Genomic DNA, 1,333 nt, shown 5'->3' with positions numbered 1-1,333 from the left:
CACGATTTCGCGGCGGGCTGCCGGGTCCATCTGGATGGCGTTGGGCGGCGGCATGGCGTGGCTGGCGCCGGCCTGCAGGAAGATCAGCCGGGCGTGGCGTGCGACGTCGGATTCGGTCTCGAGCACCACGCCCTTGGGCGGGTGGTGCAGCCCGTCCCATGAAGGCTCGCGCGCATGGCACATCGAGCAATTGCCGATCACCGCGTAATAGGCGTCCTCGAAGCCCGTCGCCCCGGCGAACTTCTGCTCGGCGGCGGTGAGGGGCCGGGCCTCGGCCTCCTCGTAGCTGTCCAGCATCGGCGCGGTGGAAAGCCAGGCGATGGCGATGAACAAGAGCGCCGTCACGACCCAGGTCCAGTAGGGCGTTCCCTTGCGCGCGTGCACCGTGTTGAAGAAATGCCGGATCGTCACGCCCATCAGGAACACCAGGCAGGGGATGATCCAGGCGTTGGCGGTGGCAAAGGCCAGCGGGTAGTGGTTCGACAGCATCAGGAAGACCACGGGCAGCGTCAGGTAGTTGTTGTGGGTCGAGCGCAGCTTGGCGATCTTGCCGTACTTGGGGTCGGGGGTGCGGCCGTTCTTCAGGTCCTCCACCACGATGCGCTGGTTCGGCATGATGATGAAGAAGACGTTGGCGGTCATGATCGTCGCGGTGAAGGCGCCGAGATGCAGCAGCGCGGCGCGGCCGGTGAAGACGTGGTTGTAGCCCCAGGACATCACCACCAGCATCCCGAAAAGCAGCACCATCAGCAGCGTCGGCGTCTCGCCGAGCTTGGACTTGCACAGCCGGTCGTAGACCAGCCAGCCGATGGTCAGCGACAGCGCCGAGATCACGATGCCCTGGAAGAGCGAGATGTCGGCCTTGGTGGGATCGATCAGGAAGAGCTCGCCGCCGGCCCAGTAGACGATCATCAGCAGGCCCGCGCCCGACAGCCAGGTGGCGTAGCTCTCCCATTTGAACCAGGTCAGGTGGTCGGGCATGGTCTCGGGGGCCACGAGGTATTTCTGGATGTGGTAGAAGCCGCCGCCGTGGACCTGCCATTCCTCGCCATGCGCGCCGACCGGCAGGTGCGGCACCTTGCGCAGCCCCAGATCGAGCGCGATGAAGTAGAATGACGAGCCGATCCAGGCGATCGCGGTGATCACGTGCAGCCAACGCACGGCGAAGCCGAGCCAGTCCCAGATGATGGCAAGATCGTACATGCCCGTCGCTCCCTGTTGCGATGTTGCGCGCCACCCTAGGCCGGCCGCGATTATTCTGCTATCTCCGGCATCACCCAAGCAGTTTCAAGATTTACCGAACAATGTCCTACCTCGACAATATCCGCACCTT

1 protein-coding gene is annotated in these 1,333 nt (G+C 64.4%); it reads right to left on the bottom strand.

What is annotated here, in order from left to right:
• Positions 1-1,203, bottom strand: a 1,203-nt coding sequence (locus CLG85_RS27080) for a urate hydroxylase PuuD (protein WP_260350390.1), incomplete at its 3' end; no start/stop codon positions are given.
• Positions 1,204-1,333 lie beyond the last annotated feature (130 nt).

This window comes from Alloyangia mangrovi (assembly GCF_002300555.2).
Taxonomy (GTDB): Bacteria; Pseudomonadota; Alphaproteobacteria; order Rhodobacterales; family Rhodobacteraceae; genus Salipiger; species Salipiger mangrovi.
This window is presented reverse-complemented; position numbering and strand designations above follow the sequence as displayed.